General features: G+C 67.6%; 25 protein-coding genes. 18 read left to right on the forward strand and 7 right to left on the reverse strand.

All coding sequences use genetic code 11. The annotated features are described in order from the left end of the window. Nucleotides 1-127: 127 nt before the first annotated feature. From hslO to OC159_RS14255, 6 genes are all read left to right on the forward strand, one after another. Nucleotides 128-1,150 (forward strand): Hsp33 family molecular chaperone HslO, encoded by a 1,023-nt coding sequence (hslO, locus tag OC159_RS14230; protein WP_265501837.1) that lies wholly within the window; start codon nt 128-130, stop codon nt 1,148-1,150. Further along, nucleotides 1,147-1,740: an NUDIX hydrolase gene (locus tag OC159_RS14235; protein WP_265501838.1), complete on the forward strand. Its 594-nt coding sequence runs from the start codon at nt 1,147-1,149 to the stop codon at nt 1,738-1,740. Before hslO ends, OC159_RS14235 begins: the two co-directional genes overlap by 4 nt. After that, nucleotides 1,737-2,909, forward strand: coding sequence for a CCA tRNA nucleotidyltransferase (locus OC159_RS14240; protein ID WP_265501839.1), 1,173 nt, complete (start codon nt 1,737-1,739; stop codon nt 2,907-2,909). The genes OC159_RS14235 and OC159_RS14240 overlap by 4 nt, the downstream gene beginning before the upstream one ends. Then, nucleotides 2,906-4,750: an ABC transporter ATP-binding protein gene (locus OC159_RS14245; RefSeq protein ID WP_265501840.1), complete on the forward strand. Its 1,845-nt coding sequence runs from the start codon at nt 2,906-2,908 to the stop codon at nt 4,748-4,750. The genes OC159_RS14240 and OC159_RS14245 overlap by 4 nt, the downstream gene beginning before the upstream one ends. Beyond that, a complete protein-coding gene (locus OC159_RS14250; protein WP_265501841.1) occupies nt 4,747-5,970 on the forward strand; it encodes a class I SAM-dependent RNA methyltransferase in 1,224 nt (407 codons plus the stop codon). The genes OC159_RS14245 and OC159_RS14250 overlap by 4 nt, the downstream gene beginning before the upstream one ends. A 62-nt stretch (nt 5,971-6,032) precedes the next feature. Further along, the gene (locus OC159_RS14255; protein ID WP_265501842.1) at nt 6,033-6,554 is read left to right on the forward strand and encodes a L,D-transpeptidase family protein; all 522 of its coding nucleotides are present in this window, start codon (nt 6,033-6,035) and stop codon (nt 6,552-6,554) included. A 36-nt stretch (nt 6,555-6,590) separates the two neighbouring features. On the opposite strand, the gene dalA is transcribed toward OC159_RS14255, so the two are convergent. Beyond that, complete coding sequence (dalA, locus tag OC159_RS14260) at nt 6,591-7,106, reverse strand: divisome-associated lipoprotein DalA (protein ID WP_265501843.1); 516 nt, start codon at nt 7,104-7,106, stop codon at nt 6,591-6,593. A 207-nt stretch (nt 7,107-7,313) separates the two neighbouring features. Here dalA and OC159_RS14265 point away from each other — a divergent pair, with 207 nt between their 5' ends. After that, nucleotides 7,314-7,925 carry a L,D-transpeptidase gene (locus tag OC159_RS14265; RefSeq protein ID WP_265501844.1) on the forward strand — a complete coding sequence of 204 codons (612 nt, stop codon included), beginning with the start codon at nt 7,314-7,316 and terminating at the stop codon, nt 7,923-7,925. A gap of 34 nt (nt 7,926-7,959) precedes the next feature. Here the strand turns inward: OC159_RS14265 and hemH are convergent, their stop codons facing one another. Then, nucleotides 7,960-8,991, reverse strand: coding sequence for a ferrochelatase (hemH, locus tag OC159_RS14270; RefSeq protein ID WP_265501845.1), 1,032 nt, complete (start codon nt 8,989-8,991; stop codon nt 7,960-7,962). After that, nucleotides 8,988-9,827: a methyltransferase domain-containing protein gene (locus OC159_RS14275; RefSeq protein WP_265501846.1), complete on the reverse strand. Its 840-nt coding sequence runs from the start codon at nt 9,825-9,827 to the stop codon at nt 8,988-8,990. The genes hemH and OC159_RS14275 overlap by 4 nt, the downstream gene beginning before the upstream one ends. A gap of 31 nt (nt 9,828-9,858) precedes the next feature. Between OC159_RS14275 and OC159_RS14280 the strand changes: the two genes are divergently transcribed. The 4 genes from OC159_RS14280 to OC159_RS14295 are packed head-to-tail and all read left to right on the forward strand — an operon-like array spanning nt 9,859 to nt 12,223. Continuing rightward, on the forward strand, nt 9,859-10,593 hold the full coding sequence (locus OC159_RS14280) for a double zinc ribbon domain-containing protein (RefSeq protein WP_265501847.1): 735 nt from the start codon (nt 9,859-9,861) through the stop codon (nt 10,591-10,593). A gap of 31 nt (nt 10,594-10,624) precedes the next feature. Next, entirely contained in the window at nt 10,625-10,885 is a 261-nt protein-coding gene (gene grxC / locus OC159_RS14285) for a glutaredoxin 3 (RefSeq protein WP_265501848.1), read from the forward strand. A gap of 14 nt (nt 10,886-10,899) precedes the next feature. Next, nucleotides 10,900-11,769 (forward strand): carbon-nitrogen hydrolase family protein, encoded by an 870-nt coding sequence (locus OC159_RS14290; RefSeq protein ID WP_265501862.1) that lies wholly within the window; start codon nt 10,900-10,902, stop codon nt 11,767-11,769. Next, nucleotides 11,744-12,223, forward strand: coding sequence for a MarR family winged helix-turn-helix transcriptional regulator (locus OC159_RS14295; RefSeq protein ID WP_265501849.1), 480 nt, complete (start codon nt 11,744-11,746; stop codon nt 12,221-12,223). The genes OC159_RS14290 and OC159_RS14295 overlap by 26 nt, the downstream gene beginning before the upstream one ends. Nucleotides 12,224-12,587: 364 nt before the next feature. On the opposite strand, the gene ubiG is transcribed toward OC159_RS14295, so the two are convergent. Next, nucleotides 12,588-13,319: a bifunctional 2-polyprenyl-6-hydroxyphenol methylase/3-demethylubiquinol 3-O-methyltransferase UbiG gene (ubiG, locus tag OC159_RS14300; protein ID WP_265501850.1), complete on the reverse strand. Its 732-nt coding sequence runs from the start codon at nt 13,317-13,319 to the stop codon at nt 12,588-12,590. Between the two features lie 47 nt (nt 13,320-13,366). On the opposite strand from ubiG, the gene pip reads away from it, so the two are divergent. The 6 genes from pip to infB all read left to right on the forward strand — a co-directional run bounded on the left by pip (nt 13,367) and on the right by infB (nt 20,469). Beyond that, nucleotides 13,367-14,362 carry a prolyl aminopeptidase gene (gene pip / locus OC159_RS14305; RefSeq protein ID WP_265501851.1) on the forward strand — a complete coding sequence of 332 codons (996 nt, stop codon included), beginning with the start codon at nt 13,367-13,369 and terminating at the stop codon, nt 14,360-14,362. Further along, nucleotides 14,359-14,817 carry a tryptophan-rich sensory protein TspO gene (gene tspO / locus OC159_RS14310; protein WP_265501852.1) on the forward strand — a complete coding sequence of 153 codons (459 nt, stop codon included), beginning with the start codon at nt 14,359-14,361 and terminating at the stop codon, nt 14,815-14,817. The genes pip and tspO overlap by 4 nt, the downstream gene beginning before the upstream one ends. A gap of 129 nt (nt 14,818-14,946) precedes the next feature. Further along, the gene (rimP, locus tag OC159_RS14315; RefSeq protein ID WP_265501853.1) at nt 14,947-15,582 is read left to right on the forward strand and encodes a ribosome maturation factor RimP; all 636 of its coding nucleotides are present in this window, start codon (nt 14,947-14,949) and stop codon (nt 15,580-15,582) included. 3 nt (nt 15,583-15,585) lie between these two features. After that, nucleotides 15,586-17,265 (forward strand): transcription termination factor NusA, encoded by a 1,680-nt coding sequence (gene nusA, locus OC159_RS14320; protein ID WP_265501854.1) that lies wholly within the window; start codon nt 15,586-15,588, stop codon nt 17,263-17,265. A gap of 22 nt (nt 17,266-17,287) precedes the next feature. Continuing rightward, nucleotides 17,288-17,908, forward strand: coding sequence for an RNA-binding protein (locus tag OC159_RS14325; protein ID WP_265501855.1), 621 nt, complete (start codon nt 17,288-17,290; stop codon nt 17,906-17,908). A gap of 8 nt (nt 17,909-17,916) precedes the next feature. Then, nucleotides 17,917-20,469, forward strand: a complete 2,553-nt coding sequence (gene infB, locus OC159_RS14330) for a translation initiation factor IF-2 (RefSeq protein ID WP_265501856.1) — start codon at nt 17,917-17,919, stop codon at nt 20,467-20,469. 73 nt (nt 20,470-20,542) lie between these two features. On the opposite strand, the gene OC159_RS14335 is transcribed toward infB, so the two are convergent. The 3 genes from OC159_RS14335 to OC159_RS14345 form a co-directional block, all read right to left on the reverse strand. After that, nucleotides 20,543-21,151 (reverse strand): LysE/ArgO family amino acid transporter, encoded by a 609-nt coding sequence (locus OC159_RS14335; RefSeq protein WP_265501857.1) that lies wholly within the window; start codon nt 21,149-21,151, stop codon nt 20,543-20,545. Between the two features lie 179 nt (nt 21,152-21,330). Then, a complete protein-coding gene (locus OC159_RS14340; protein ID WP_265501858.1) occupies nt 21,331-21,537 on the reverse strand; it encodes a hypothetical protein in 207 nt (68 codons plus the stop codon). Nucleotides 21,538-21,592: 55 nt separating this feature from the next. Further along, nucleotides 21,593-23,452, reverse strand: a complete 1,860-nt coding sequence (locus OC159_RS14345; RefSeq protein WP_265501859.1) for an ABC transporter ATP-binding protein — start codon at nt 23,450-23,452, stop codon at nt 21,593-21,595. A gap of 163 nt (nt 23,453-23,615) precedes the next feature. Here OC159_RS14345 and OC159_RS14350 point away from each other — a divergent pair, with 163 nt between their 5' ends. Further along, a complete protein-coding gene (locus OC159_RS14350; RefSeq protein ID WP_265501860.1) occupies nt 23,616-24,113 on the forward strand; it encodes a ferritin-like domain-containing protein in 498 nt (165 codons plus the stop codon). Nucleotides 24,114-24,443: the final 330 nt, after the last annotated feature.

Raw genomic sequence — 24,443 nt, forward strand, 5'->3', positions numbered from 1 at the left:
CCATAGCGCGAACGGCGGCGGGGCGGAACCCACCGCCACGGCCCCCCTTGGGATCGCCGCGGAATTTCCTATATTGGGCGCAACCGGGCCCGCCTTGGCGGCGCCACCGACATTTCAGGGATCGCCGATGAACACGCTGAACCAGATTGCCTGGGACGACACCGTCCTGCCCTTCCAACTCGACCGTTCGGACATCCGCGGCCGCGTCGTCCGGCTGGACGGGGTGCTGGACCACGTCCTGTCGCGCCACGATTATCCGCCCGTGGTCAGCGCGCTGGTGGCCGAGGTCGCGCTGCTGACCGCGCTGATCGGACCGACCATCAAGCTGCGCTGGAAGCTGAGCCTTCAGGTCCGCGGCAACGGCGCGGTACGCACGATCGCCGCCGACTACTATGCCCCGGAATCCGAAGGCGCGCCGGCCCGCATCCGGGCCTGGGCCAGCTTCGACGCCGACCGGCTGGACAGCCGCGCGCCCTTCGACCAAATCGGGGACGGCTACTTCGCCATCCTGATCGACCAGGGCCGGGGCAGCACCCCTTATCAGGGCATCACGCCGCTGGCCGGCGGATCGCTGTCGGCCTGCGCGCAGACCTATTTCGCGCAATCCGAACAGCTGCCGACGCGGTTCCAGCTGGCCTCCGGCCTTTCGAAGGTGGTCGGCCGGGCGGAACAATGGCGCGCGGGTGGCGTGATGCTGCAGACCCTTCCGGCCCAGCCTTCCGACAACGGCGAGGGCGGGACCGGCGAAGGCGGCCTGATCGAGGCCGCCGACATCCTGCAGGGCGGCGAATCAGAGAACTGGAACCGGGCGAACCTGCTTCTGGACACCGTCGAGACGCTGGAACTGATCGGCCCGACGGTCGGTCCCACCGACCTGCTGCTGCGGCTCTTCCACGAGGAAACGCCAAGGGTCTACGAGGCGCAGCGGGTCGAGTTCGGGTGCTCCTGCACCGCCGACCGCGTGCGCGACACCTTGTCGATCTATTCCGCCAAGGACATCGGCCACATGACGACCGCCGAAGGCATCGTCACCGCCGACTGCCAGTTCTGCGGCGCGCATTACGAGTTCGACCCCGAAAGCCTGGGGTTCGAGGCGACGGTGGATGCCGAGGGCAACCCGCTCAGCGACAGCGACAAGGCGGCCGAGTGAGACTGGGCTGGTCCGAGGCAAGGCTGCGCGAAGCGGTCGCGGCGGCGTCGGGGCCCACTTCCGACTATGACCTGAACCCGGACGTCGCCCCACCCGACGCCCCCTTGCGGGCGGCGGGCGTGCTGGCGGCGTTTCATGCCGATGACGGACGCCTGGTGCTGACCAAGCGCGGATCGGCGCTGCGCCACCATCCCGGCCAGATCGCGCTGCCCGGCGGCAAGGTGGAACCCGTCGACGCCGACGCCACCGCCGCCGCGCTGCGCGAGGCCCATGAGGAGATCGCGCTGGACCCCGCGCAAGTCCGCATCCTGGGCCCCCTGCCGCCGCACCGCACCGTTACCGGGTTTTCCGTCACGCCGGTCGTGGCCCTCATCGACGGGCCCTTCGTTCCGGTCCCCGAAGCCGGCGAGGTCGAGGAGGCCTTCACCCTGCCCTTCGCCCATGTCGCCGACTTCTCGCGCTACCACGTCGAACGCCGGCGCTGGCGGGGCGGCTGGCGCAGCTATCACGCGGCGCCGTTCGGACCCTATTACCTTTGGGGCGCGACCGCGCGCATCCTGCTGGGACTGGCCCGCAGGCTGGCGCCGTGACGCGGCTGCCCGACCATATCCTGACAGACCCGGCCCTGCGCCGGGTCCTCGACGCCCTGCAGGCGCAGGGCAACCACGCCTATCTGGTCGGCGGGGTCATCCGGAATGCCTTGCTGGGCCACCCGGTGGACGACATCGACATTGCCACGGACGCCCCCCCGAACCGGACCGTCGCGCTGGCAGAGGCCGCCGGTCTGCGCGCCGTGCCGACGGGGATCGACCACGGCACGGTGACGCTGGTCGCCGATGGCCGGGGCTTCGAGGTAACGACCTTCCGTCGCGACATCGAAACCGACGGGCGCCATGCCGTTGTCGCCTTTTCGACCGACATGGCCGAGGATGCGGCCCGGCGCGACTTCACCATGAACGCGCTTTATGCCGGTGGGGACGGGCTGGTCATCGATCCGGTCGGCGGCCTGCCGGACCTTGCCGCCCGGCGGCTGCGCTTCGTGGGCGACCCCGCCGCCCGCATCCGCGAGGATTACCTGCGCATCCTGCGCTTCTTCCGCTTCTTCGCGCACTATGGCCAAGAGGCCGATCCGGCCGCCCTGTCGGCCTGCCGGGACGGCCGCATGGGCCTCGACGGGATCTCGCGCGAGCGGATCGGACAGGAGCTGCGCAAGCTGCTGTCGGCCGCCGATCCCGTTCCCGCCATTCGGTTGATGGCGGACACCGGCGTTCTGGAAAAAGTGCTGCCTGACGCCAGGATCGGCCGGTTCCTGTCGCTGGAATCCCTGCCCGGCCGCGCGGGTTGGCTGGCGCGCCTGGCGGCCCTGTCGCAGGTCGACGGGACCAAGTCCCTGCGCCTGTCGCGGGCCGAGGCGCGCGATCATCGACAGCTGGTGACCGCCATGGTCGACGGATGGTCCTTCAACCGCATCGCCTATCACCTGCATAGCCCGCTGACCGAGGATGCGGCCCTGCTGGTTCAGACCCGCGACGGTGGCGAAGATGCGCCATCTGCCGCGCCCCGCCCGGGCTGGCCCGAAGCACGCGCCGCCGCCGCCCGGATGCCGATCTCGGCCGCGGATCTTCAGTCGCACCTGCAGGGGCCCGCCCTCGGCCGGGGTCTGAAGGCGGCCGAGGATGCCTGGATCGAGTCGGGTTTTTCCCTGCCCGCCCCCGCCCTGATCGACGCGGCCCTTCTGGCCAAAGAGGACACCGCATGAACCTGCACGCACGTTTCGGACGCATGGTCGATGCCTTCCGCCCCGCCGAAGGCCCGCCGCCCCAGACGCTGCTGGCGTTCTTCCGCTGGTGCCTGTCGGGCGCCTGGAAGGGGCTTGGCTTCGCGGCAATGGCCTCGGCGATGGGGGGTGCGGCGGATGTCGTATCGGCAATGCTGCTGGGCCTTGTCGTCGATGCCGTCACCGGCAGCGCGCCCGGGACATTCTGGACCGACAACTGGGGGCTGGTCCTGCTGTTTGTGGGCTTCTTCCTGGTCGTCCGCCCGGCGATCTTCGGGCTGTCGACCGCCAGTTCCAACGTGATCATCGGCCCGAACATCCTGCCGCTGGTGCTGTCGCGGCTGCACCGCTGGACGATGGGCCATGCGGTCACCTTCTTCGACAACGACTTCGCCGGGCGGCTGGCGCAGAAACAGATGCAGACCGCGCGCGCTGTCACCGATGTCGCCTCCGAGACCGTGAACGTCGTGGCCTTCGCGCTGGCATCCGTCATCGGCTCGGCGGCGTTCCTTCTGGGCGTCGATGGCTGGGGGGCGCTGGCGCTGGTTGCCTGGCTGGCTGTCTACTTCGCGCTGATCCGCTTCTTCCTGCCGCGCATCCGCGCCAAGTCCGGCGCCCGCGCCTCGGCCCGCGCGAATGTCACCGGTCAGGTCGTGGACACGATCACCAACATCAAGACCGTAAAGCTCTTCGCCCATGCCGATCACGAGGATCAGGCAGCCTTGGGCGCGATGGCGGGCTTTCGCGAACGGGCGCTGGATTTCGGGGTCGTGTCGACCTGGTTCCGGCTGTCGCTGATGATCGTCGCGGGCATCCTGCCGGTGATCCTGGTCGGCGGCACCATCATGCTGTGGCGCGGCGGCGGGGCAACGGTGGGCGACGTGGCGGCATCGGGCGCGATTGCCATGCGCCTGTCGCAGATGACGGGCTGGGTCAGCATGGCGCTGATGGGCATGTGGGGCAATATCGGAGAGGTCGAGGACGGCATGCGCACCCTGTCGCCGCCCCACGACCTGACGGACGATCCCGGCGCCCGAACCCTGGGCCGCGTGCAGGGCCGCATCAGCTTCGACCATGTCGACTTCGCCTATGGCCGTGACGAGGGCGGCATCCGCGACATGGTGCTGGACATTGCGCCGGGCGAAAAGATCGGCGTGGTCGGCGCCTCGGGGGCGGGCAAGTCCACGATGGTGGCGCTGCTGCTGCGGCTCTACGACGTGGAACGCGGTGCGATCCGCATCGACGGGCATGACCTTCGAAAGGTCACGCAGGAAAGCCTGCGCCGCCAGATCGCGATGGTCACGCAGGAAACGGCGATGTTCAATCGCTCGGCCCGCGACAACATCCTCTATGGCCGCCCGGATGCCACCGCGGCCGAGATCATCGCCGCCGCCCGGGCGGCCGAGGCGCATGACTTCATCCTGACTCTTCAGGACCATGCCGGGCGCACCGGCTATGAGGCGCATTTGGGCGAACGCGGCGTCAAGCTGTCGGGCGGCCAGCGCCAGCGGATCGCGCTGGCCCGCGCCTTCCTGAAGGACGCGCCGATCCTGGTCCTCGACGAGGCCACCAGCGCCCTGGACAGCGAAGTCGAGGCGCAGGTGCAGGACGCCCTGACCCGCGCCATGCAGGGCAAGACCGTCCTGGCCATCGCGCACCGCCTGTCCACCATCGCGGAACTGGACCGGATACTTGTGATCGAGGACGGGCGCATCGTCGAACAGGGCAGCCATGACCAGCTTCTGGCGCGGGGCGGTCGCTATGCCCGCTATTGGACGCGGCAATCGGGCGGCTTCCTGGGCACCGAAGAGGCCGCCGAATGAGCCTGTGGACAGTCGCGCGGCTTGGCCGCAGGGGCGACGGCGTCGCCGAGGGCGAGGCCGGCCGCGCCCTGGCCCCCCTGACCCTGCCCGGCGAGGTCATCGAGGGCGATGCGGTTAACGGGCGGATTGCCGCGCCACGTATCCTGACGCCGTCGGACCAGCGCGTCCGACCGGTCTGCGGCCACTACCGCGTCTGCGGGGGCTGTTCGCTGATGCATGCCTCGGACGCCTTTACGGCCGAATGGAAGCGGCAGGTGGTCGAAACCGCCATGGCCGCACAGGGCCTTTCGGCGCCGATCGAAGATGTGCACGTCTCTCCGCTGATGTCGCGGCGGCGCGCGGTCCTGTCCGGGCGGCGCACGAAGAAGGGCGCACTTCTGGGCTTTCACGCCCGCGCCTCGGACGTGGTGGTCGACCTGGCACAGTGCCACGTCATGCGGCCCCAGATCACGGCCGCCCTGCCCCTGCTGCGGCGCATCGTGGCCGCCGGCGCCTCGCGCCAGGCCGAGGTGACGCTGACGGTGATCCACGGTCCCGCCGGGCTGGACGTGGCCGCCCGCGGCGGCAAGCCGATGGATGCGGCGCTGTTCCAGGCGCTGGCGGCCCTGGCCGAGGAAGGAAATCTGGCGCGGCTGGACTGGGACGGCCAGGCCATCACCCGCCGCCCGCCGTTGCTGCCCATGGGCCGCGCGCGGGTCCTGCCGCCCCCCGGCGCCTTCCTGCAGGCCACGGCCGAGGGCGAGGCGGCCCTGCTGGACGCGGTCCGCCGGTCAGTCGCGGGGGCTGGGCGCATTGCGGATCTGTTCTCTGGCTGCGGGACCTTCACTCTGCCCTTGGCGGAGGCGGCGCAGGTCCACGCCGTCGAGGGGTTGGCCGCGCCACTGGCTGCGCTTGATTCGGCGTGGCGGAACGCCCTTGGCCTGAATCGCGTCACCACCGAGGTCCGCGACCTGGCCCGGCGTCCCCTGCTGGTCGACGAACTGGCGGCTTTTGACGCGATCGTGATCGACCCGCCGCGGGCCGGAGCGGAGGCGCAAAGCCGCCAGATCGCGGCGGCACGCGTGCCGGTCGTGGTCATGGTCGCCTGCGACCCGGTGAATTTTGCCAAGGATGCGCGGGTTCTGGCCGAGGCGGGGTATGGCATTGACCGGATCTGGGTGGTGGATCAATTCCGATACTCTCCCCATGTCGAAATCGTCGCGGCCTTAACGCTCCGCTAGGAAGAGCCGGGCTATTCGTGGTATTGCCGGATCACAAAAACAAGAATGCGTCAGAGGCAGTGATGAGCACTACAACCCGTCGGACCTTTACCATCTCGGCGCTTGCCCTGCTGGCCGCCTGCGGTCGGCCGCAAAAGCCGACCAAGTTCGAGCACTATTCGGGCACACCGATCACCCAGGTCTCGATCAACAAGGGCCAGCGGCGGATGCACCTGCTGAGCGGCAGCGCCGTGGTCAAGTCCTATGACATCAGCCTGGGCAACCAGCCGGTCGGCCACAAACAGTTCTCGGGCGACGGCAAGACCCCCGAGGGCGTGTATTACGTCGACCGGTTCAACCCACGCAGCGCCTACCACCTGTCGGTCGGAATTTCCTACCCGAACGCGAACGACCGGGCATTCGCCGAATCGCAGGGCAAGGACCCCGGCGGGGACATCTTCATCCACGGACGCGGCCCGGACGGGAACAACCTGTTCCCCCGCCAGCGCGACTGGACGGCCGGCTGCATCGCCGTCTCGGACGAGGAAATCCAGGAAATCTATGCCATGCTGATGCCCGGTGTCCCGGTCGTCGTCTATCCCTGATGTAAGGCGCGCCCCGGTCATGCCGGGGCAGCCACGTCAGCTGGCGGTCAGCAGGGTCCACCAGACCTTGCCCGACGGCTCCTTGAACCAGGCAAATCCCAGCTGGGTCGCGGCAGGGTCCATGACCACGTCGCGGGTGTCGCGGGTGCTCATCCAGGCCGACAGCGTCTCGATCTCGTTCTCGTAGGTCTCCGAGATGTTCTCGCCGATCAGGTGGCCGTTGAAGCCCTGGCGGCGGACGCGGTCCAGCGGCGACGATCCGTCCGAGCCCCAGTGCCACGCCCGGTTCTGCGCCGACATGTCGCGCGAATGGGCCAACGCCGCGGCGTCCATCTGCGGATTGGGCGCCAGGGGTGCCAACGACAGGTTGGCGCGCAGCGTGTTGATCTGCTGCAACACGCGCGCGGAAATCGCTGTGCTATCATCGACCGGCGGAGCGACCGGCGCGACCTGTCCGACAGGCGCGGCCATGGGCGCCTGCTGCAGGTGCCGCGGGGCGCAGGCCCCGGCCACCAGCAGGGCGAGAATCGCAACTGCATTGATATGCTTCATTTTCTGGGACCCCTCGCCGCTTTTGCGTTAGTCCTATCGAATGGGTCGAACCTGTTCAAACGCAACTTCCCGTGAGCGGTGCGGGCCGCCCCCGACCGGCTGCGCTGGCAGGGGTTTGATTTGCCCGACGGCGCCCGCGGGATTATATCCGTCCCGATCACAGGCCGCCCCTCAAGAGCGGCGATCCGAACGAAGGACTCCTGTCACATGAGCACCGCTTCCAAAATCGACCGCCGCGCGTTTCTTGGCGCTGCCGCTGCGCTTGGCGCGGCGGGCCTTGCCCTGCCTGCCCTTGGCCAGCAGATCCCGGCCGCGCCGGGCACGGACCCGGCCGCCCCGGTGACCACGGGGCCGCAGCACAACATCTCCAGCTTCAGGATGCAGGACTGGCGGCCACATTTCGAAAACCTGGCCAACGGCGCGATCCTCTGCGACTTGACGTCCCGCGCCGTGCATTTCTGGTCCGCGGACGAATCGACCTATCGCGTCTATCCCTCGTCCATCCCCGTCAGCGCCGACCTGACCCGCACCGGCCGGACGGAGATCATCAAGAAGGTCGAAGGTCCCAGCTGGGCCCCTACGCCGCAGATGAAGGAAAGCAACCCGTCATGGCCGGATTTCGTGCCGCCGGGGCCGGACAACCCGCTTGGCACGCACGCGCTGTGGCTGTCCTGGCAGTATTACCGCATCCACGGCACCCATGACACGCGCAAGATCGGCCGCAAGTCGTCGAACGGCTGCATCGGGCTTTACAACGAACACATCGCCGAGCTGTTCGGCCTGGCCAAGATCGGCACGCAGGTCCTGGTGATGACCTGACGCTCAGGGGGCCTTCGTGGCCCCCTGTCCCGCCTCAGCGCACCCAGCCGTGGATGTTCTCACGGATGACCTCCAGCATGACCCGGATATGCGCCGGGTCGTCGTTCAGGCAGGGGATGTAGGTGAAGTTGTGGCCCCCCGCCTCCTCGAAGCTTTCGCGGATCTCGCCGTTGATCTCCTCCAGCGTCTCGATGCAGTCTGCCGCGAAGGCCGGAGAGATGACGGCGATGTCGGTGTGCCCCTGCCGCGCCAGTTCGGCCACGTGTTCGACCGTGTAGGGGCGCAGCCATTCCTCGCGGCCGAAGACGGACTGGAAGGTGGTGTCGATGATCCCGTCCTCCCATCCCAGCTCCTCTTTCAGCAGCCGAGAGGTCTTCTGGCACTGGCAGTGATAGGGGTCGCCCTGCATCAGGTAGCGCTTGGGCATGCCGTGATAGGACGCGACCAGCTTCGCGGGCTTTCGGTCGCCAAGGGTCTGCCGGACGCTGTCGGCCAGCGCCTTGATGTAATCGGGCCGGTCGCAATACGGATCGCAGGTCCGGACCGAAGGCTGCCAGGTCTGCTTCATCAGCGCGCGGAACAGCTGGTCGTTCGCCGTGGCCGAGGTCGGCGCCGCGTATTGCGGATACAGCGGAAGGAACACGATGCGCCGGCAGCCGGCGTTGACCATCCGGTCCAGCACGTCCTGCGTCGACGGGTTGCCATAGCGCATGCAGAAATCGACCATCACCTGGTCGCCCCATTCCTCATGCGCCAGTTCGGCCAGCGCCTTGGTCTGCGACTTGGTGATCGTCATCAGGGGGCTTTCGTTCGCCTCCTCGTTCCAGATCAGCTTGTAGTTCTTGCCCGAGCTGAACGGCCGCTTGGTCAGGATGATCCCCTGCAGCAGCGGCTGCCACTTCCAGCGCGCGATGTCGATCACCCGGCGGTCGGACAGGAACTCACACAGGTAGCGGCGCATGGACCAATAGTCGTAGCCGTCCGGCGTGCCCAAGTTGGCGATCAGGATGCCGGTCTTGCCGGGCTTGATCGCGGGATGGTCGGCAGGCGCGTGGGTCGGTCTCATGTTTCGGTCTTCCTGATCTTTTCCAGGGCGGCGGCAAGGGATGTCTTGGCAGAGCCCGGTCGCAACGGCTTCGGCTGGCTGTCAGAGGGGGCCCATCCGGTCAGAAAGACCAGATCGAAGGTGACAGCGACACGGGACGGATCGTCGCGGTCGGGGCTGGCCTTGGCCAGAAGCGCGCCTGCGCGGGCCAGCACGTCGCGGCGGGTCGGGCGGCGCAGGCGCGCGGCCATCGCGTTGCCTTCCCCCATGGCGCGCAAATCGCGGGCAAGGTGCGTCAGGTCGCGATAAATGGCCCGCTGGTGCAAAAGGTCGGCCACTGGCAGGACCAGCCCCGCCCGGTGCAGCAGCCCGCCCAAGTCACGGATCTCCCCCATCGGCAGGACGCGGGGGGCAAGGCCGCCCGAAACCTCGGCCTCGGCCTGGGCAAGCGCGGCGCGCAGTTCGGCCAGCGTCTGGCCCGCAAAGCAGACGCCGATGAACAGCCCGTCCTCGCGCAGCGCGCGGGTGCATTGGGCGATCTGGCCCACGGGGTCTTCGGCCCAGTGCAGCGACAGGCCGTGGATGACCAGGTCATGCGCGCCCGGTTGCAGGTCCAGGACCGGGTCGTCGGGCACAAGCCGCGCCTGCGGGAAGCGCGGGCCCCAGATGTCGGGAAAACCGGTGACCAGGGCGGGCGCCGTAAAGGTTCTGTTAACCTCGGCCAGCCTATCCTCGATCTCGTCGATGGCGATCTGGTGGAACAGGTCGACCAGCCCCATGCGCCAAGCGCGGTCGCGCTGACGCAGCAGGGCGTTTCGGTCGGTCAGGACAGGGCGTTCGGGGGCGGGGATCTTCATGGGACTGGAACATAGGGTGCTTTCAGGTGCGATGAAAGCCGCGCTGCGGGTGCTTTATCCGCCGCAATGCCTGTCCTGCGGTGCGGGCGTCGGCGATACGGGCGCCGGGGCGGTTCACCTCTGTGCCGAGTGCTGGCCGGAGGCGCGATTCATCACCGGCGCCTGCTGCGACTGCTGCGGCGTCCCCCTTCCCGACGACGGCACCGGGAGGGAGGAGGTTCTGGTCTGCGACGACTGCCTGACCGCCGTCAGGCCCTGGTCCAGCGGGCGCGCCGCGCTGATCTATGACGGCACGGCGCGCAAGCTGATCCTGGCGCTGAAGCACGGCGACCGGCTGGACCTGGCGTCGCCAATGGCGCGTTGGCTGGCGCAGGCCGCCCGCCCGCTGGTCATGGCCGACATGGTGGTCGCCCCCGTTCCGCTGCACCTGCGCCGCCTGATGCGGCGGAAATACAACCAGGCCGCGCAGGTCTCGTCCCGGCTGGCCCGTGACCTGGGGCTGGAGCATCGGGCAGACCTGCTGGTCCGCGTCCGGCACACCGCCTCGCAGGACCATCGCGACGCGGCTGAACGCTTTGCCAACCAGCATGACGCGCTGGCCGTGAACCGGCGATGTGTCCTGGCACTGCAGGGGCGGCCGGTGCTGCTGGTCGACGACGTCATGGCCTCGGGTGCGACGATGACGGCCGCGGCGACGGCGCTGCTGGCAGCGGGATCGGGCCCGGTTTCGGTGGCGGTTCTGGCACGGGCGGTCAAGGATCACTAGATAGGGACGGAAGCCACCTGAAAGGACGTCCATGACCGTCGAGATCTATACCACCCGCACCTGCCCGTTCTGCATCCGCGCCAAGCAGTTGCTGAACCAGAAGGGCGTCAGCTACTCGGAAATCGATGTGGGCGCGGACCCGTCGCTGCGCGCCGCGATGACGCAGCGCGCCAACGGCAAGCGCACCGTGCCGCAGATTTTCGTGGGCGCGACCCATGTCGGCGGCTGCGACGAACTCTATGCGCTGGACCGGGCGGGCAAGCTGGACCCGCTGCTGACGGGCGCCGCCTGATGACCCCTGCGTCGCTGACCGTGGGGCTGATCCAGCTGACGGTCGGCGACGACCCGGCGGCGAACCTGCCGGTGACGGTCACGATGATCCGTAACGCCGCGGCGCAAGGCGCGCAACTGGTCGTGACGCCCGAGGCGACGAACCTGCTGTCCCCGGACCGCAACTGGCAGACCCGAGTGCTGCACCGCGAAGACCGCGACCCGACGCTGAGCGCGCTGCGGTCCGAGGCGAGGACCCTCGGGATCTGGCTGCTGATCGGGTCGCTGGCGCTGGCCACTGATGATGCCGACGGCCGCTTTGCCAATCGCAGCCTGCTGATCGCGCCCGATGGCACCGTCGTCGCGCGCTATGACAAGCTGCACATGTTCGACGTCAGGATCAGCGACACCGAATCGTTTCGCGAAAGCGCCGCCTACCGCCCTGGCGACAGGGCGGTCATGGCGCGGGCGGCGGGCGTGCCGGTGGGCATGACAGTCTGCTATGACCTGCGGTTCCCGCATCTCTATCGGCAACTGGCGCAGGCCGGGGCGCGGCTGCTGTTCGTGCCCTCGGCCTTCAACCCGGTCACGGGCGACGCCCATTGGCAGGTGCTGCTGCGCGCCCGCGCGATCGAGACGGGATGCTTCGTGCTGGCCCCAGCGCAATGCGGCACGCATCCGGCGCCGAACAGCCCCGACCGCCGCCCGCGCCGCAGCCACGGTCACAGCCTGGTCGTCGATCCTTGGGGCAAGGTGCTGCTGGACGGCGGGGTGACGCCGGGTTCCTTTATCGTCACACTTGACCTGGCGGCAGTGGACGAGGCACGGTCCCGCATTCCGTCCCTGTTACATGACCGGCCGTTCGCGGCCCCGGAGCCCGATGACCACACGCGCGAAAGTCCCTGACCACCGGCCCGATTCGCAGGCCACGGATCGGCTGGCCGCCAGCCTGTTCGCCGAGGTTCTGATCGCCGAACAGCTGTCGCGCAACCTGATCAGCAAGGCGTTGCCGCGGGGCATGCAGATCTCTCACTTCTCGGTCCTGAACCTGCTGGCCCATGTGAACGAGGAACGGACCCCCGCCCAGCTGGCCGAGGCGTTCCACGTCACGCGCGGGGCCATGACCAACACGCTGTCGCGGCTGGAATGGGCGGGCCACGTCCACATCCGCCCCGACTGGGACGATGCGCGGCGCAAGTTCGTGTCGATCAGCACCGCGGGGCGGGCGGCGCGTGACAATGCCCTTGCCTCGTTCATGCCGCTGATCGGCGGCGTCGTTCGCAAGATCGGCGCCGAGAAGGTGCGCAGCGCCCTGCCCGTCCTGCGCGAGTTGCGCGCCCAGCTGGAGGGTGGCGACTAGCGCCTCCGTGCCGGCACCTGGTGGAACGGGTTCAGGATGAATCGGTCCGGCCCGCAACCTTGCAGATGGAGCCATCAGGTGCCCTCCGCGCAAGGATCCTGAGCCTGCGCACGACGCTTCAGACCACCTTCAAAGCCTTGAGATTCCCGCGCAGTGCGCCGTTGAAGCGCCTGACGATCGGGTCCTGATCATGCGGCTCATCCGCCCGACCGGGCTGTCGGTCTGGGGCGATTGGGTGCTGGCTTGATCGTGGCGCGACGGTGGCGAAGTCGGCCCAAGATGCTTCCTTCCATCCCCCGCTCGGGATCGCGCCATCAAGCAGTGGGATCAATGCGAAGAAGCTGCGACGAATTCGGTGCCCTGGCTAAAGCCGCCTGGTCGTCAGGATATAGTTCACCGACAGGTCCCGGTCCGAAAGGCGCCAGCCGAAAGTGATCGGGTTGAAGATCATCCCGCGCCGGTCGGCCACGACCAGCCCCGCGTTCTCCGCCTTGGCGGCCAGTTCGTCCGGCGTGATGAAGCGCGCCCAGTCATGCGTGCCGCGGGGCAGCCAGCGCATGATCCACTCGGCCCCGACAATCGCCGCACCGAAGCTGCGTGCCGTCCGGTTCAAGGTCGAGACGATCACCAGCCCGCCCGGCCGCACCAGCCGTCGGCAGGTGGCGACAAAGGCGGCGGGGTCGGCCACGTGCTCGACGATCTCCAGCGCCAGGACCACGTCGAAGACTTCGCCCCCGTCGGCCAGCGCCTCGGCGGTGGTGGCGCGATAGTCGATGTCCAGCCCCTGCTGGTCGGCATGGGCGCGGGCGACCCCGATATTCACCTCGGTCGCGTCGGCGCCCGTCACGTCGGATCCAAGCCGCGCCATCGGCTCGGCGACCAGACCGCCGCCGCAACCGATGTCCAGCACCCGCAGCCCCTGGAACGGCCGCAGGCTGCGCCGGTCGCGCCCGAATTCGGCGGCGATCTGGTCGGCGATATAATCCAGCCGCAGCGGGTTCATCAGGTGCAGGGGCCGGAACTTGCCTTTGGGGTCCCACCACTCGGCGGCCATGGCCTCGAACTTGGCAATCTCGGCGGGGTCGATGCTGGTCATGGCGGCTCCTTCTGGCGGGCGGCGTCGTTGCGCCTTATAGTAGGAGGATGGACCGATTGGCAGGACAAATCTCCGCGTCACATGGCCGCCTTCACCCGGCGGTCGAACCCTATGCGCGCCACACGATCGAGGTCGGCGACGGCCACAGCCTCTATGTCGAGGAATGCGGCAACCCCGAAGGACGGCCCGTCCTCGTGCTGCATGGCGGTCCCGGCGGCGGCTGCAGCCCGTTCATGCGGCGCTTCTTCGACGCATCCCATTACCGCGTCGTGCTGTTCGACCAGCGCGGTTGCGGGCGGTCGCGGCCGACCGCGTCGATCGCGGCGAACACCACGGCCCACCTGATCGCCGACATCGCGGCGATCCGCGCGCAGCTGGGTGTCGCCCGCTGGCTGCTGTTCGGCGGCAGCTGGGGGGCCACGCTGGCGCTGGCTTATGCGCAGGCCCATCCCGATCATGTCAGCGGCCTGATCCTGCGCGGCGTCTTCCTGGGCACGCAGGACGAGCTCGACTGGTTCTATGGCGGCGGCGCCGCTCGGTTCTTCCCCGATCTTTGGGCGCAGTTCCAGGAGCCGATCCCGCGGGCCGAGCGTGGCGACATGATCGCCGCCTACCACCGGCGCCTGTTCGACGAGGACCTGGGCCGGCAGTCGCGCTATGCGCAGCCCTGGCTCATGTGGGAAAACGCGCTGGCGGGGCTGCAATCGGCGGGCGTCAGTCACGCGCCGCCCGAATATGCCCGCGCCTTTGCACGGCTGGAGAATCACTATTTCCGCAACAGCTGCTTCCTGGACGAGGGCCAGCTGCTGCGCGACCGCCCCCTGATCGAGCATCTGCCGGCCGTCATCGTGCAGGGCCGCTATGACATGGTCTGCCCGCCGGCCGGGGCGCATGCGCTGGCGCAGGGCTGGCCGGGATGCGACCTGCGGATCGTTCCCGCCTCGGGGCACGCGCTGTCCGAACCGCGCATCACCGCCGAACTGGTCACCGTCATGGATTCCATCCGCGACGAGGATCGCAGCCGCAAACGGAAAGCTGAATGAACCTGATCCTGATCTTCCTGCTGGCCAGCGTCGCGGCAGCCTCGACCGGTGTGATCTTCAAGCCCGGCGCGTGGTATGAAGGACTGCGCAAGCCGTCTTTCACGCCGCCGAACTGGGCATTCCCCGTCGCCTGGACGGTGATCTACCTGCTGTCGGCCTTTGCGGCCGCGCGAGTGGCGGCGCTGCCCGGCGCGGGGTTGGCGCTGGCGCTCTGGGCGGCGCAGATCGCGCTCAACACGCTGTGGACGCCGGTCTTCTTCGGGGCGCGGCAGATGGCGATCGGCATGGTCGTCATCGCGACGCTGCTGGTCACGGTCGCCAGCATGACCGTCGCCTTCTGGCAGCTGGACTGGCGCGCGGGGCTGATGATCCTGCCCTACCTGGCCTGGCTGTGCGTGGCCGCGGCGCTGAACTGGCGCATCTGGCGCGACAACCCCGGTGCGGCGGGCCGCTGAGTCCGCTTGCATTCCTGCGGGCCGGGCGCTATATGGCCTTCAACAGCGGTGCAGGGGTCCAAACCCTGCCCACCGGAACTTCCGCATGGGGCCCGCTGACGGCCCCTTTTTCACGTCCGAAAGGATCCCATGTCCACCGATCTGCCTTCCACGAACGACCTGATCGCGAAGACGCCCATCGACCGGCGCCTGGCCGAGATCATCATGCCGGTGATCGAGGATCTTGGGTTCGAACTGGTGCGCGTGCGGCTGCAGGGCGGCAAGACCGCCACGCTGCAGATCATGGCCGACCGCCCCGAAGGGGGCATCAACGTGGACGACTGCGCCGATATCTCGACCGCCGTCAGCGCCACGCTGGATGTCGAGGACCCGATCACCGACAACTATCACCTCGAGGTCAGCAGCCCCGGCATCGACCGCCCGCTGACCCGGCTGAAGGACTTCGCGACCTTCGAGGGATACGAGGCGCGGCTTGACCTGTCCCAACCCATCGACGGCCGCAAGCGCTTCAAGGGCACTCTGGCCGGCGTCGAGGGCGAGGAGGTCCTGATCAACATCGAGGACCAGGGCCAGATGCACACGATCGGGTTGCATTTCGACCTTCTGGCCGATGCCAAGCTGGTCCTGACGGACGAGCTGATCAAGGAAATGCTGCGTCAGAAGAAGGAAGCCGGGGTCGAGATCGACAATCTGGACGAAACCGCCTTCGACGAGATCGAAACAGACGACAACGAAGGCGCCGACGGCGCCGAATCCAAGGAGTGAGTGATGGCGATCACCTCTGCCAACCAGCTTGAACTGCTGCAGACGGCCGAAGCCGTCGCCCGCGAGAAGATGATCGAGCCCGAGCTTGTCATCGAGGCGATGGAGGACAGCCTCGCCCGTGCCGCCAAGTCGCGCTACGGGGCCGAGATGGACATCCGCGTCAAGATCGACCGCAGGAACGGCAACGCGACCTTCACGCGCGTCCGCACCGTTGTCGAGGACGAGGCGGTCGAGAACTATCAGGCCGAATTCACCGCCGCCCAGGCCCGCCCCTATTTCGAGCGCCCGCGCGACCCGGCGAACTTCTGGACCCGCGGCGAGGTCCGGATCGAGGATTTCGCCGACGGCCCGCAGGTCGGCGACGTCTATCAGGAGCAGGTTCCCCCGGTCGAGCTGGGCCGCATTGCCGCGCAATCGGCCAAGCAGGTGATCCTGCAACGCGTCCGCGAGGCCGAGCGTGACCGGCAATACGAGGAATTCAAGGACCGCGCCGGCACGATCATCAACGGCGTCGTCAAGCGCGAGGAATACGGCAACATCATCGTCGATGTGGGCCGCGGAGAGGCGATCCTGCGCCGCAACGAGAAGATCGGCCGCGAAAGCTATCGCCCGAACGACCGCATCCGCGCCTATGTCAAGGACGTGCGCCGCGAGACGCGCGGGCCGCAGATCTTCCTGTCGCGCACCGACCCGCAGTTCATGGCCGAACTGTTCAAGATGGAAGTGCCGGAAATCTATGATGGCGTCATCGAGATCAAGGCCGTGGCCCGCGATCCGGGTTCGCGCGCCAAGATCGCCGTGATCAGCTATGACAACTCGATCGACCCGGTCGGCGCCTGCGTCGGCATGCGCGGCAGCCGCGTGCAGGCCGTGGTGGGCGAGTTGCAGGGCGAAAAGATCGACATCATCCCGTGGAACGAGGATCAGGCGACATTCCTGGTCAACGCGCTGCAGCCCGCCGAGGTCAGCAAGGTCGTCTTCGACGAAGAGGCGAACAAGATCGAGGTCGTCGTTCCGGACGAGCAGCTGAGCCTCGCCATCGGCCGTCGCGGCCAGAACGTGCGCCTGGCAAGCCAGTTGACGGGCCTGGACATCGATATCCTGACCGACGAGGAGGAATCCAAGCGTCGTCAGGCCGAGTTCAACAGCCGCACCGCCCTCTTCATGGAGGCGCTGGACCTGGACGAGTTCTTCGCCCAGCTGCTGGTGGCCGAAGGCTTCACCAACCTGGAAGAAGTCGCCTATGTCGACCAGGACGAGCTGCTGACCATCGACGGTGTCGACGAAGGCACCGCGTCCGAACTGCAGGCCCGCGCCCGCGACGTGCTGGAGGCCAAGAACAAGGCCGCCCTGGACGCCGCCCGCGCGCTTGGCGTCGAGGACAGCCTGGTTGAATTCGAAGGCCTGACACCCCAGATGGTGGAGGCGCTGGCCAAGGACGGCATCAAGACCCTGGAAGACTTTGCCACCTGTGCGGACTGGGAACTGGCCGGCGGCTGGACCACGGTCAACGGTCAGCGCGTCAAGGACGAAGGCCTGCTGGAACCCTTCGACATCAGCCTTGAGGAAGCGCAGACCCTGGTCATGACCGCCCGCGTGCTTCTGGGCTGGGTCGACCCGACCGAACTGGAGCCCGAGGCGGACGCGACCGAAGAAGACGACAACGAGGAGGTCGGGGCCTGATCGCCCCGGTTTTGTGCACAGCTTGAGCCGTGGTGGACGTGACAAGGACCGGGACGACCCGGAACGCAGGTGCATCGCCACCGGCGAGGTGCAACCCAAGCGCGGGCTGCTCCGGTTCGTGATCGGTCCCGAGGGCCAGGTCGTTCCGGACCTGGCCGAAAAGCTGCCGGGACGTGGCATCTGGGTCGCGGCGGACCGTGCCGCGCTGGACCGCGCGGTGGCGAAGGGGCTGTTCTCGCGCGCTGCGCGGATGCCCGTCACGGCGCCTCCCGACCTGGCCGCCCTGGTCGAGGCGGGCGTGGCGCGGCGGCTGGTCGACCTCGTGTCGCTGGCGCGCAAGTCGGGCCGGGCTGTCGCCGGGTTCGAAAAGGTCAAGGGCTGGCTGGCCGAGGGACGTGCGAAGGTGCTGCTTCAGGCCAGCGACGGGTCCGAACGCGGCAAGGGCAAGCTGTGGACGCCCACCGGCGGACGCTGGTTCGGCTGCCTCACCGCCTCAGAATTGGGTTTGTCCTTCGGGCGCGATCATGTCATACACGGCGCGCTTGCGGCGGGTGGCCTGACGGACAAGGTGATCTTGGAAGCCGGCAGACTGACGGGTCTGCGCGGGCATGACGACGGCAATGCGGCCGTCGGGAAGGAATGAAGACGCAGATGAGCGACAAAGACGGAAAATCCCCCCTGGGCCTCGGCGGCAGCGGCCGTTCGGGCCAGGTCAAGCAGAGCTTCAGCCACGGCCGCACCAAGAGCGTGGTCGTCGAAACCAAGCGCAAGCGCGTCGTGGTGCCCAAGGCAGGTGCCGCGCAGGCCACGCCGACCGACAAGACCAAGACCCCCCTGACCGCCCGCATGGCCGGCGATCCTTCCAAGCGTCCCGCCGGCATCTCGGATGCCGAGATGGAGCGGCGCCTGAAGGCGCTGGCCGCGGCCAAGGCACGCGAGGCCGATGACGCGGCAAAGCGCCTGGCCGACGAGAAGGCCCGCGAGGAAGAGCGCGAGCGCCGCCGCGCCGAGATCGAGGCCAAGGCCCGTGAGGAACGCGAGCGCGAGGAAGCGCTGAAAGCCAAGGCCGAGGAAGAGGCCCGCGCCGCCCGCGAGGCCGAGGAAGCCGCCAAGCGCAAGGCCGAACCGCGCCAGGAGCGTGCGAAGCCCGCAGCAGCCGCCAAGCCCGCCGCCCCCGATCAGGCCGCGATCGAGGCCGCTGCCTCGCGCGCCGAGACGAAGGGCGTGTCGACCGCCGTTGCGCGCAAGCCCGAACGGGTCGAGCGGACGGACCGCGACAAGGCCGCCAAGGCGACCCGCGACGACAACCGCCGGTCGGGCAAGCTGTCGCTGAACCAGGCGCTGAACGGTGAAGGTGGCCGCCAGCGCAGCATGGCTGCGATGAAGCGCAAGCAGGAACGCACGCGCCAGAAGGCGATGGGCCAGTCGGTCCGCGCCGAAAAGCAGGTACGCGACGTCCAGCTGCCCGAAACCATCGTCGTGCAGGAACTGGCCAACCGGATGGCGGAACGCGCCGCCGACGTGGTCAAGTCGCTGATGAAGATGGGCATGATGGTTACCATGAACCAGCCCATCGACGCCGACACCGCCGAGCTGGTGATCGAGGAATTCGGCCACCGCGCCGTCCGCGTCAGCGATGCGGACGTCGAACAGGTGATCGACACCGTCACCGATAAGGACGAGGACCTGCAGCCACGCCCGCCGATCATCACGATCATGGGCCATGTCGACCACGGCAAGACCTCGCTTCTGGACGCGATTCGGCACGCGAACGTCGTGTCCGGCGAGGCTGGCGGCATCACCCAGCACATCGGCGCCTATCAGGTGACCACTGAATCTGGCGCCGTGTTGTCGTTCCTGGATACGCCGGGCCACGCGGCCTTCACCTCGATGCGGGCCCGTGGCGCGCAAGTGACCGACATCGTCGTCCTGGTGGTCGCGGCAGACGACGCCGTGATGCCGCAGACCGTCGAGGCGATCAACCACGCCAAGGCAGCCGGCGTTCCGATGATCGTGGCGATCAACAAGATCGACAAGCCGTCGGCGGATCCGCAGAAGGTCCGCACCGACCTGCTGCAGCACGAGGTCGTCGTCGAGCAGATGTCGGGCGACGTGCAGGATATCGAGGTGTCGGCCAAGACCGGCCTCGGCCTCGACAACCTGCTGGAAGCCATCGCGCTGCAGGCCGAGATCCTGGAGCTGAAGGCCAACCCCAAGCGGGCGGCGCAGGGCGCGGTTATCGAGGCGCAGCTGGACGTCGGCCGCGGTCCCGTGGCCACGGTCCTGGTGCAGCACGGCACGCTTCGCCGCGGCGACATCTTCGTCGTGGGCGAACAGTGGGGCAAGGTCCGCGCGCTGATCAACGACAAGGGCGAGCGCGTCGAAGAGGCCGGCCCGTCGGTTCCGGTCGAGGTGCTGGGCCTGAACGGCACGCCCGAAGCCGGTGACGTGCTGAACGTGGTCGAGACCGAGGCCCAGGCCCGCGAGATCGCCGACTATCGCATCCAGCAAGCCAAGGACAAGCGCGCCGCCGCCGGCGCCGCGACCACCCTGGAACAGTTAATGGCGAAGGCCAAGGCCGACGTGAACGTCGCCGAACTGCCGGTGGTGGTGAAGGCCGACGTGCAGGGCTCGGCCGAGGCGATCGTGCAGGCCCTGGAAAAGGTCGGCAACGACGAGGTTCGCGTCCGCGTGCTGCACTATGGCGTCGGCGCCATCACCGAATCCGACATCGGCTTGGCCGAAGCCTCCAGCGCGCCGGTCATCGGCTTCAACGTCCGTGCCAACGCCCCGGCCCGCAATGCCGCTAACCAGAAAGGGGTCGAGATCCGCTATTACTCGATCATCTACGATCTGGTGGACGACATCAAAGCCGCCGCGTCGGGCCTGCTGTCGGCCGAGGTTCGCGAGAACTTCATCGGCTATGCCTCGATCAAGGAAGTTTTCAAGGTCACCGGTGTCGGCAAGGTCGCTGGCTGTCTGGTTACCGAAGGCGTTGCCCGCCGCTCGGCCGGCGTCCGCCTGCTGCGCGACGACGTGGTGATCCACGAAGGCACGCTGAAGACGCTCAAGCGCTTCAAGGACGAGGTCAAGGAAGTCCAGTCCGGCCAGGAATGCGGCATGGCTTTCGAGAACTACGACGACATCCGCCCCGGCGACGTCATCGAGATCTTCGAACGCGAAGAGGTCGAGCGCACGCTCTGATCCTTTCCCAGACATCTGCAAGGGCGGCCATCGGGCCGCCCTTTTGCATGGGACGCGGATCGACCATCACCATCTAGTCGAAGCTCATGAGTTTCGCCGCGATCGTCCACATGACGACCGCGATGGCGGCTTCCAGAACCCGCCAGGACGTTGGCTTCACGAAGATCGGGCGCAGCCAGCCCGCGCCATAGCCGAGCGAGAAGAAGAACAGAAACGACCCGCTGACGGCACCTGCGGCGAACGACGTCCTCTCCTCGGCGAAGCGGGTCGAGATCGTGCCGAGAAGCACCACCGTATCCAGATAGACATGGGGGTTCAGCCAGGTGATGGCCAAGCATGCCAGCAGCGTCGCAGGAAGGTTTGGCGCGGTCGCGCCTTCGATCGAAAGCGTGTCGCCCGATCGCAGGGCGGCCCTCATGCTCTTGATCCCGTACCAGACCAGGAAAGCCGCTCCGGAGATGCGCATCCCCGGCGACAACCACGGAAGCCACGCCGCGATCAGGCCGAAGCTCGTGACCCCCAGCAGGATCAGGATCGCGTCTGAGACGGCACAGGTCAGGCATACCGCCAGCACATGCTCTCTCCGCAATCCCTGGCGCAGAACGAAAGCGTTCTGCGCGCCGATGGCCACGATCAGGTTGAGCCCGGTCAACATGCCGGTCATGTAGACATCTACGCTCATCAGCCTCACTCGTTGCCACTTGGCGCTAGATCTAGCGGGATTGGCGCAGCGCCTGAATTGCGTGCTGACGCCAGCCCGAAATCGGTGCAACTGATTTTTCGGCAGGTAGGATCCCGGACGCACTGCCCGAATGCCGGCGCCGCGATGCAATCAGAAGAGCGTCCTCCAGGATAGAAAGGTCAGCCAAATCTTTCGTTGGTCGAGCGACCTGCACCGCCTATTTCCCGGCACTGAATGAAGCCGTCGTCGATGCCATGCGCATCTGGTTTCTCGTGATACTCTTTCGTCGGCATCGTCCGGCAGGACGGCGCGCTGGTCGAGCGGGTGCGGGCTGCACACACGATGTGCTTCTGTTCACGCAGATCAGGCCTGCTGTCGACCATCATCCGCGCACCGGCGAATGCCGTTCGCGCCTCGGGGACGGGCTGCAGCCCCACGACGTTACGTTGGCACGGACTCTTCAGGTGACAGGAAGCCACCCGATTGACGCTGCCACAACCGCGCATAGAGCCCGCCGCGCGCCAGCAACTCGGCATGAGAGCCCTGCTCGACGATCCGGCCACGGTCCATGACCACCAGTCGGTCCATCGCAGCGATCGTGGACAGGCGGTGCGCGATCGCGATCACCGTCTTGCCTTGCATCAAGGCCTCCAGCCGCGACTGAATTGCCGCCTCGACCTCGCTGTCCAGCGCACTGGTCGCCTCGTCCAGGATCAGGATGGGCGCGTCCTTCAACGCCACCCGCGCAATGGCGATGCGCTGGCGCTGGCCACCGGAGAGCTTCACGCCACGTTCCCCCACATGCGCATCCAGCCCGCGGCGACCGAGGCTGTCCGACAGGTCCGGCACGAAGCCGTCAGCTTCGGCAGTGCGCAGGGCGGCGCGGATCTGCTCCTCGGAGGCGTCGGGGCGGCCATAGGCGATATTTTCGCGCACCGAGCGGTGCAGAAGTGAGCTGTCCTGCGTCACCACCCCAATCGCTGCCCGCAGGCTGTCCTGCGTGACCCGTGACACATCCTGGTCATCGATGGTGATGCGCCCGCCGTCGATGTCGTGGAACCGCAGCAGCAGGTTGATCAGGGTCGACTTTCCTGCGCCGGAGCGGCCGACAAGTCCCACCCGCTCTCCGGGGCGCAGGTGCAGCGTCAGGTCGTCCAGCACCGCCATCGGCTGTGCGCCGTCGGGCCCGCCATAGCGGAAGGTGACGTTGTCGAAGCGCACCTCGCCCGCGCCGGGGCGAAGGGGAACCGCATCCCGGGCATCGCGGACCTGACGCGGCAGGGCCAGGCTGGTGATCCCGTCGCGCACCGTGCCGATGTTTTCGAAGAGCGCCGCGAACTCCCACATGATCCAGTGGGCCATGTTGTTCAGACGCATCGCCAGGGGCACGGCGACGGCAACCGCGCCTACCGCGACCTCTCCCTGCGACCAGAGCCAGAGGCCCAGGCCCGCGACCGAGCCGACAAGCCAGACGTTGATCAGGTTCAGCGTGACGTCCTGGATGCTCGACAGGCGCATCTGCGCGTAGACCGTCCTGAGGAACCCGTCCATGCCGTGGCGCATCCAGCGCTCTTCCCGGTCCGAATGGGAAAAGAGCTTTACGGTCGCAATGTTTGTATAGCTGTCGACGATCCGCCCGGTCATCCCGCTGCGCGCATCCGCCTGCGCCTGCGCCACCCGGCCAAGCCGCGGCACGATCTGCCACAGCATCGCACCGTAGGCCAGCGCCCAGAACAGGAATGGCACCGCCAGGCGCCAGTCCTGACTGGCCGCCAGGATCATCGCGCCCAGAAAGTAGATCAGCACATAGCTGCCGACATCCATGATCTTCATGGCGACTTCCCGAACGGCCAGCGCAGTCTGCATCAGCCGCTGTGCGATGCGGCCGGCGAACTCGTCCTGAAAATAGCCGACCGACTGTCGCAGAAGATAGCGATGCGCCTGCCAGCGGATCCGCTGGGGGAAATTTCCCATCAGCGACTGATGCAGGATCAGCGTGCTGACCAGGTTCAGCACCGGCATCGCGACCAGCAGCACGACGGCCATGACCGCGATGCGCCGCCCTTCTTGCGCCCAGAAGAGTTCGGGCGGCGTGTCGGCCAAGCGGTCGATCAGCTGCCCCAGCCAGCCGAACAGCATGACCTCGATCACGGCGATCGCACCCGAGCCGATGGCCAGCGCGACCAGCCAGGGCAGCGCGCCCCGGCTGTAGTGCAGCACGAACCGCCAGAGCGACCGGGGTGGCATGGCAGGTGCCCGGTGAGGATAAGGGTCAATGCGTCGTTCGAACCAGGCGAACATGGTGCGGCCTCTTGCAAGCGGATCGGGAACGTGCGGGCCGTAGTGCTGACCCGCCCACGTGGCAGAGTCAAGCGCCCTGGCGCCGTCGGCCTGCCGATGGAACGGCGGCAGGCGGAACGCGTTGTTTGGCCAGAACCATGAAAGCCCAAGGAAAGGCGCAGACATGACCGTGAATTCGTTGAACGACCTGTATGTGGACCAGCTGAAGGATCTCTATTCGGCCTGTAAGCAGTCCCAGCCCATCGTGACCGAAATGGGTCGCGCCGCCACTTCGAAGGAACTGGCCGAGGCGCTGATCGCCGGCAACCAAGGCATCGCGCGGGGAATGGAGACGCTGGCCGAACTTTGCAACCAGCACGGCGTCGACCCGACCGGAGAGCATTGCAAAGGCATGGAGGGCCTCGTCACCGAGGCCCGAAAGCACGCGATCGATGCACAGTTCGGTGACGACGACGTTCGGGACGCCGCCATCATCACACAGTACCAACGGCTGACGCATTACGCCATCGCCGGCTATGGCTGCGTGCGCAGCTTCGCCAACCGCCTCGGCAATGACGGCGACGGCGCGGCGCTGCAGGATTGCCTCGACCACACCCGCCATGGGGACCAGACGATGACCCGTATCGCAGAAGGTGGGGTGAACAAGGCAGCTGCGGACTGAGCGTCGGCTGTTCCACCCCTACAGGCCCGGCCCTTGTCGGGCCTGTTTTGTTGCGGGGTCGTCCAACGTCTGGATGGGCATTTGCGTCAGGTGACGGGATGCAGTCCCGGGCCTTCCGAGGGTTCCAGTCAAAAAGGGCACGCCGCAGCAGCACGATTGCTTCAGGGGTTCGTTGCGAGCAGGTTATTGCGCTCAGAGTCCAATAAAGAGTTCAGGCTGAACAACGCTGTCCGTCGGCGCGATTGCCAGTTGCTGTCCTGCTCCCCGGCAGGATGGCGGCGTATATGGCGGCCAGAATGAAGGCCAACAAAGCCCTGAGGTGGGCGAGGA

It is taken from the genome of Paracoccus beibuensis, assembly GCF_026162625.1.
Lineage (GTDB): Bacteria > Pseudomonadota > Alphaproteobacteria > Rhodobacterales > Rhodobacteraceae > Paracoccus > Paracoccus beibuensis.